Annotated in this window: 5 protein-coding genes; 2 read left to right on the top strand and 3 right to left on the bottom strand. The window is 47.3% G+C overall.

Annotated elements, in window-relative coordinates:
• Positions 1 to 322: 322 nt before the first annotated feature.
• The 3 genes from ACEW9J_RS12430 to rimO form a co-directional block, all read right to left on the bottom strand.
• A complete protein-coding gene (locus tag ACEW9J_RS12430; protein WP_373545436.1) occupies positions 323 to 895 on the bottom strand; it encodes an RNA recognition motif domain-containing protein in 573 nt (190 codons plus the stop codon).
• A gap of 412 nt (positions 896 to 1,307) precedes the next feature.
• Positions 1,308 to 2,876: a DEAD/DEAH box helicase gene (locus tag ACEW9J_RS12425; RefSeq protein ID WP_373545435.1), complete on the bottom strand. Its 1,569-nt coding sequence runs from the start codon at positions 2,874 to 2,876 to the stop codon at positions 1,308 to 1,310.
• 397 nt (positions 2,877 to 3,273) lie between these two features.
• The gene (gene rimO / locus ACEW9J_RS12420; protein ID WP_373545434.1) at positions 3,274 to 4,593 is read right to left on the bottom strand and encodes a 30S ribosomal protein S12 methylthiotransferase RimO; all 1,320 of its coding nucleotides are present in this window, start codon (positions 4,591 to 4,593) and stop codon (positions 3,274 to 3,276) included.
• A 628-nt stretch (positions 4,594 to 5,221) separates the two neighbouring features.
• Between rimO and btpA the strand changes: the two genes are divergently transcribed.
• The gene (gene btpA, locus ACEW9J_RS12415; RefSeq protein WP_373545433.1) at positions 5,222 to 6,070 is read left to right on the top strand and encodes a photosystem I biogenesis protein BtpA; all 849 of its coding nucleotides are present in this window, start codon (positions 5,222 to 5,224) and stop codon (positions 6,068 to 6,070) included.
• A gap of 204 nt (positions 6,071 to 6,274) precedes the next feature.
• Positions 6,275 to 7,219, top strand: a complete 945-nt coding sequence (locus ACEW9J_RS12410) for a vitamin K epoxide reductase family protein (protein WP_373545432.1) — start codon at positions 6,275 to 6,277, stop codon at positions 7,217 to 7,219.
• Positions 7,220 to 7,490: the final 271 nt, after the last annotated feature.

Below are 7,490 nucleotides of genomic sequence, written 5' to 3'. Positions count from 1 at the left end.
ATCCCAAGCTATTATCAACAAGTAATGCTTATTGATAATAGATTGGTAAAGTATCTTGTTTTGACAATTGATATTTATTGCTCAAACACATTCAGAGACTTGATTTGATGATGAGGCATAGCCTCATCGAACTCAGGTTTCTGGTGTATGAACCACCCTGCCAAATTGGGGGGCTAGGGGGCTGGTTAAGTGTCACTCTATACTTTCCAAACATCCTATTAATATTTTTGATAAAAAAATTGCCAGGGAGATCTATATCCCTAGCAATATCTACTTTACCTGCAAGCAATTGCAGTCTGTTGGCTCTACTTAATTGGACAATTTAGAGATTACCAGATTGAGCTAATTTATCCTTGAGTTCTGCCAATTTCCCAGCCCAGCGGGGATCGGGTTGGAAACTTTCAGTAGTGGTAGTGCTAGTGCTGGCATTGTTACTGGTACTAGTCTTATTACCCTCTTTGCGACCACCTTTTTTGGCGGCACCACCACCACTACTGCGGCGAGGAGTGCTGGTGGGGGTAGCCGGAGTAGCCGGAGTAGCACTAGCACTGTTCTTATTACTTAAAGTAGGTTTCGGGACGCTGCTAGGTTCTCTAGGAGTAGGTTCACTATCGCCCTCGCCATCTTCATCTTCTTGTCCTTTGGCTTTGGGTAAAGCTTTTTCGATTTTGATGGGAGTTTCTTGGAACATCGCACCATTGTACTTCTCGATGATTTGGTCTGCTTGTTCGTCAGTCTCGACGGTGACAAAGCCAAATCCACGGCATTTACCAGTCTTGCGATCTTTAATAACTTTGACAGAAACTAAGTCGCCAGCTTCAGCAAAAACGGTTTGGAGTTCATCCCGCTCTACATCAGATTTTGGTAAGTTGCCCACATATAAACGAATAGACATATAGAAATTCCTCCAGACTGGAATTAAATTAGCTTGCTTGCAGGATTTCCCTGGGGGGATTGCCTCAATTTTAGGTATGTAAAAAACTGCCGAAGAAGTGTCCTAATATTTCAAATGATCGCAGTCGATCGCATCTCAGCGAGAATTTGGAGCTGAAATAACTACTCATCACCGCTGGTCAATCGATGCGGTAATTTGAATCCGCAGATACAATCTCTATGTCCTCGGCACTGTAACTTAATGTTTATTTACAAATTTTATTACACCCCTACTTAAACTATCACGTCTAGGTATAGGAGATCGATGTATTGACGATCGATAGTTAAATTAAAAGGTGGGTACTACCCACCTTCTACAGATTATTCAAGATAATCGCTGCTCGATCGATAGTATTATCGATCGAACTTAATGATTAGACCCGTTCTTCACTGCGATGACCACCACGGTTGTCGCGGCTATCGCGGCTGTCGCGCTCGTAGCGACTGCTTTCGTTGCGAGGGGCACTGTCGCGACGGTCGTAACGACCACCGCCGCCACCGCCGCCACTGCGGAGAACTGGTTTGCCACCAGCACCGCCGCCACCACCACCGCCGCCACGACGGTCGCTACCACCGCGAGGTTTGAAGCTATTAGAAGAACGTTCGCGCTCTTGTTGTTGTTGTGGTTCTTCCATATCTAGCCATGCGGGGCGAGTTTGGTCGTATACCAATTGAAGTGCTGCTGCTGCGACGGTATGAATGTCGTATTCTTCGCTCATTTTGGCGATAATTGGCAGGAAGGAAGCTACCCGTTCGCCGGATAGAGCCTCCTGTACCTTACCCTGAATCTTATCGACATGGGACGCTTCTACTTGAGCGCGAGTCGGGATTTGACAGACAGTTAGGGACTGCTTGACACGACGTTCGATCGCTTGTAGTTTACGACGATCGAGGGAGTGAATCAAGGAGATTGCTACTCCTTCTTTACCCGCGCGACCTGTCCGACCGATCCGGTGAATATAGTTTTCGACGCTATCGGGTAGATCGTAGTTGATGACGTGGCTGAGGTGATCGACATCTAGACCGCGTGCAGCAATATCTGTTGCGACGATCCAGCGTACTTTGTCACCACGGAATCGCGCTAATAGACGTTCCCGTTGAGTTTGAGTCAGATCGCCGTGATACTCATCTGCGCTGTGTCCGGCGGATTGGAGTTGGCTGGTGAGTTCTGCTGCTGCTTTACGAGTCCGAACAAAGATAATCGCTGATTCTGGTTGTTCGAGTTCGAGAATAGGTTGTAGAGCTTGGGCTTTAGTCCAACCGCGTGGGATGAAGTAAACCTGCTGCTGAATTTTGGAAGGTGCCGCTTTGACTTGATCGACTGTGACGGTCACAGGAGATTTGAGGAAGCGGTTGACTAATGAGCGAATTGGGGGTGCCATCGTCGCCGAGAAGAAGGCGGTTTGGCGTTCGGTGGGCAATTTGCTCAAAATTAGTTCGATGTCGTCGATGAAGCCCATACTAAGCATTTCATCAGCTTCATCGAGTACCAACCATTCGACTTGTCCGAGGCGGAGATGACCGCGATTGATCAAGTCGATTACGCGTCCAGGTGTACCGACAACGGCAGCTACACCGCTTTCTAAGCGACGAATCTGAAGATCGATCGCCTGTCCGCCATAGACAGTCAAGATCGGGGAGCGACGCTCGTTACCACCTAAGAAGGTTTTCATCGCAGCGGAAACCTGCATTGCTAACTCACGGGTGGGAGTCAGCACCAAGGCTTGGACGATCGGACGCTGCCAATCCAAACGTTCGATCATGGGCAGTGCAAAAGCAGCAGTTTTACCCGTTCCTGTTTGGGATTGTCCGACTACATCTTTGCCGGATAATAGATAAGGAATGGCTTGCTCTTGAATATTGGTTGGTTCAGTAATCCCCAGTCCTTCCAGTTGTGTAACGATATGGTCGGAAAGTCCAAGGCTAGAGAAAGAAACGGTCATAATTTGTAGTTAAGTGGATCGGTATGATTTGATGTCGAAAAGTTAGGAGCTAATCTTTAGGAATTCAACAGTAGATAAACCGGGGAAAACATCGTACCCAATATTTAAACCATTCAGTTTGGGGATATGTGAGAATTAGCTGTAATTCTGCACCAATAAAAGCAATACTAAATAGTTACAGAATGTTCGCATCACTTGCGAGGCGGAGATTCTGTCGTGAATTGTTGTCGAATAATCGGTCTTTTTACTGAGTTCTAGCGTCTTCGCTCCAATTCAAAACTTAAAGTATATTTAGATTTTGAATTTAACAGTTGTCTAGTTAGTAGCGACTATATTATCATTTTAATCCCAAAGCTGAAAGCTTGGCATCGCCGGATAACCGATCGCTGTTTACTGTTTACTGATAGACGATCTCGCCGTGGAGATCGTAATAGTCGGCTGCGTGGATCGTAGCGGAAACAATTGACCCAAGGCGGGCACTCCCACTAACATACACTAATCCGTCCACTTCTGGTGCAAATCTTGCAGATCTGCCTACCAACAACCCGGAATCGGGATGTTCCTGTTCGATCAAGACATCCACGGTTTTACCGATTTCACCTTGATTACGGCGGAGTGAAATTGGTTGTTGCATCGCCATGATGCCGTCGCGTCGCTCGTCCATCACTGCTTGTGGCAATTGATGGGGCAAGGTAGCCGCCGGAGTTCCATCCTCTGCGGAGAAGGTAAACACCCCAACATGATCGAATTCATGCCGTTGCAAGAATGCTTGGAGATGTTGGTAATGAGCGTCGGTTTCTCCAGGGAAGCCGACAATCAGTGTCGTCCGCATGACTGCATCAGGGAGAGCTGTTTTGAGTTGCTCGATGATGCGATCGTTTACCTGTCCTTGCCACGGGCGATTCATGGCACGGAGGATTTCGGGATGGGAATGCTGTAATGGGAGATCTAGGTAGGGTAAAATATTCGCTGTTTCCTGCATGGCTGCGACTACCTTAGGTGTTAACCCTGTCGGGTAAGCGTAGTGCATCCGAATCCACGGAATATCTACTTTGCCCAAGGCGCGCAGAAGTTCGGCTAGTTTAGGTGTACCATAGATATCGATCCCATAGTTGGTGGTGATTTGGGAGATCAGGATTAGTTCCTGTACGCCTTCATCTGCCAGTCTTTGAGCTTCGGCAACGATCGACTCGATCGTCCGAGATCGCTGTTTTCCGCGCAAGTGCGGAATTATACAAAAAGCACAAGCATAATCGCAACCTTCGGCTACGCGTAGATAAGCAACACCCTCAGTCGTCGTCCGATAGCGGGGGGTGTGTTCGTCAGCGATGTATGTTGGTTCTGGGCTGATTTCTACGACCCGCTCGCCGCCACGACTGCGTTCGATCACATCGACGATTTTGTGATAGTCACCGCTGCCAACTACAGCTACAGCTTCAGGTATTTCTGCAAGTAACTGCTCCTGAAAATGCTGCGCCATGCAGCCAGTAATCACAATCTTTTTGTCCGCTTCGGCTAGTTCTACTAACGTACGGATGGATTCTGCTCTTGCAGCATCAATGAAACTACAAGTATTGACGATGACATAATCTGCTGCGGTTTCGTCAGCATCTACCTCATACCCTGCTTGCACTAGCAGTCCGAGCATGTGCTCGCTATCAATTCGATTTTTTTCGCAACCTAGATGAGATATTGCAATTGTTGGCTTGTTGCCCATGTATTCTCGGTTTCTCTGTCTCCAACAGTAATACAGTGATTATTGCTCAGTTACCAGTTCTAACTCGTGTTTTGTTCGATCCGCCCACATTGCGTTAACGCTTCTTTAAATAGACTAAATCGGCGATGGCTGGATCGATTCTTTTTCAAAGACGCTATGCCAATGACAAAATGCTTTTAAATCCGGCTTTCAATCTTAACCGATAATTTCAATTATCAGCACGATCGTGGTGTCGATTTGCAGTCGAAGAGTACTTTAACTAGTAGTTTGGACTGGAAACTTGCTTGCCTAATGCTTGAGGCATAATTTAAGTAACGCTGCTATATCTTAGCACGATGTTGCGAGATGTAAAGTAGAAAATATTGAAGGGTAGATGGGAAATGGGTGCAAACTTACCTCGGTTCAGGCACAGCCCGCGCCTGAAGTGGACTTGAGCGGTTAGCATAGGGATGAGCATGGAACGAAGCCAGCAACCTGTGAGAGGATAATTAACCCGAACTGACGTTAACTAGTGAGTAACTACAGCCTAATTTGTGGATAATAGAGATGAAGATTGAGTCTCGCGGTTTGGTCATGCCCAAGCTTGAGTTGGTGCGGCAATCGCCATTCGCCTAGTTGAACGTAAAACGTGAATTTAAAGCAAATATTTAACACCACTCAGCCGATTATTGGCGTAGTCCATCTGTTGCCCCTACCGACTTCGGCGCGTTGGGGCGGTAGCCTCAGCGCGATTATCGATCGAGCCGAACAGGAAGCAGTCGCCCTGGTTTCTGGTGGTGTCGATGGGATTATCGTCGAAAACTTTTTTGATGCGCCTTTTCCTAAAAGTCGCGTCGATCCGGCTGTAGTTAGTGCGATGACGACGGTAGTGTCGCGGCTGATGGAATTAGTCTCACTACCGATCGGCATCAATGTATTACGGAATGATAGTCTCAGTGCAATGGCGATCGCTAGTTGTACTGGAGCGGCTTTTATTCGGGTAAATGTCCTATCTGGAGTGATGGCAACGGATCAGGGCTTGATTGAAGGCTGTGCTTACGAACTACTTAGGTATCGGCGAGAATTGGGCAGTCATGTCAAAATCATGGCAGATGTCCTCGTCAAACACGCTCAACCACTGAGTTCGAGCGATCTAATTAATGCCCTGCGAGAAACGATCGATCGCGGTCTAGCAGACGCAGCAATCATCTCTGGAGTAGCGACAGGTAGTCCCCCTACTCTAGAAGACCTCAAGCTGGCTAAAGCCGCTGCTGGGGGCGTGCCGATCGTGATCGGCAGTGGTGCAAATTTTGATAACATCGGTAGCTTGATGCAATTTGCCGATGGTGTAATTGTTTCGAGTTCGCTCAAACGTCAAGGGAAAATTGAGAACTCGATCGATCCAATTCGCGTCAGTCAATTTGTCGAAACAATTCGTCAGGATCTCGCTAGTCGATCTGTACAACGGGCGATCGATTCGATGAAAATTCACCGCTAGGCTTTAGGCTTTAGGCTTTAGGCTTTAGGGGTAGAGGGTAGAGAGTAGAGGGTAGAGGGTAGGTAAGAGAATTATAGACATAGCTCTGGTACCCTGGTGCGTTACGGCTGATGCCTAACACACCCTACACCATTCACTATTCACCATTCACCATTCACCATTCACCATTCACCATCCACCATCCACCATCCACCATTTACCCCTATGAAACGTCGTCAAGTTCCCTGGATTTATCAATACTCACGGTTACTGATTGGCATAACTGCAATTTTAGGCATATGTGTTACGGCTTACCTGACGTGGGTGAAAGTCAGCAACAACGGAGTTTGTGGCACCGAAGGTTGTCAAATTGTCCTCACTAGTCCCTTTGCCAATGTGGGCAACTTTCCGCTGACTGGTTTGGGGCTATTGAGTTATGTTGCGGTGGCAGTGATGGCATTTGCGCCAACTCTGATCGATCCCAAAACTAATAAATCAGCTCACAATCAGCTCAATAACCTCACCTGGTTGGGGCTATTCCTGGCTGGCGTGGGGATGGCAGTATTTAGCGGCTATCTGATGTATTTGCTGGCATTTGTGATTAAAGCGGCTTGCCCATTTTGTATTGCTTCCGCAATTTTTACATTCACGATCTTGGGACTGACGTTAGTTGGGCGGGATTGGGAAGATGTCGGACAAGTAATCTTTACAGGTATGGCAGCGGCTCTAGTATCACTGCTAGTATCGCTGGTATTGTACAACACGGCGATCGGCGGTCAAATAAATTCGCTAGCTCCCACTACCGCTCCCGAAGTAGGTGTAGGCTGGGAAATCAAGTCTACGTCTGGAACTGCGGAAATCGAGTTGGCTAAACATCTGACTCAGAAGGGTGCCAAGATGTATAGTGCCTACTGGTGCCCACATTGCTACGAACAAAAGCAGTTATTTGGTAAAGAAGCCTGGGCGCAAGTTGCCAATGTCGAATGTGCTACTGATGCTAAAACTAATCCTCAGCCCGATGCTTGTACGAAAGCTGGCATTCAAGGGTTTCCGACTTGGATTATTGATGGGAAAATAGATCCTGGCGTTAAGAAACTGTCTAAATTGGGAGAGTTGACTGGCTATAAAGGTGACACTGCATTTAAGTACGATCGATTGTTTACTAGATAGCCTAGCCTACAATTGAAATTGTCGCTAATGTTGCCAAGTCCGCCTACGCTGACTTTTTAGCTAGCGGCGATTTCAACTGCTGTGCTTTCTGAATCGCCCTGGCGGTTGTTGTAGATAGCAGATTGGGTTAGATCGCTTCTGGTGGGCGAAATTTGCTCAGTCGGCGGGATCGGTGTGAAGTTAGTCCTTTTTATATACTCACATCTTGCAGCAGTATAAAAATATTAGTAATAAGCGTAGATCCAGGGCGGGCATAAAGCCGCGCCCCTAC

The sequence above is a fragment of the Chamaesiphon sp. genome (assembly GCF_041737865.1).
In the GTDB taxonomy this organism is placed as follows: Bacteria; Cyanobacteriota; Cyanobacteriia; order Cyanobacteriales; family Chamaesiphonaceae; genus Chamaesiphon.
This window is presented reverse-complemented; position numbering and strand designations above follow the sequence as displayed.